This window comes from Paracoccus sp. S4493, from assembly GCF_000967735.1.
GTDB classification, from domain to species: domain Bacteria; phylum Pseudomonadota; class Alphaproteobacteria; order Rhodobacterales; family Rhodobacteraceae; genus Paracoccus; species Paracoccus marcusii.
This window is the reverse complement of the sequence record NZ_JXYF01000409.1, coordinates 1-233: the sequence shown is the minus strand read 5'-3', so window position 1 is coordinate 233 and position 233 is coordinate 1. Positions and strand designations below refer to the sequence as shown.

The window sequence follows — 233 nt, the reverse complement described above, 5'->3', positions numbered from 1 at the left end:
AAGCCCGAAAACGGCCACAAGGTGAACGAAAGGCGCATACGTCAGCTTATGCGCCTGATGGGGCTGATGCCGATCTATCAGAAGCCCAACACCAGCAGGCCAGCAAAAGGCCACAAGATCTATCCCTACCTTCTACGCGGGTTGCGGGTGGAACGGCCAAACCAGGTCTGGTGCGTGGACATCACCTATCTGCCAATGCGTCGCGGCTTTCTCTATCTGGTGGCGATCATGGA

General features: G+C 56.7%; 1 pseudogene. It reads left to right on the top strand.

Going from position 1 to position 233, the window contains the following annotated elements:
- Nucleotides 1-233, top strand: a pseudogene (locus TW83_RS21485) (IS3 family transposase); the annotation flags it as partial.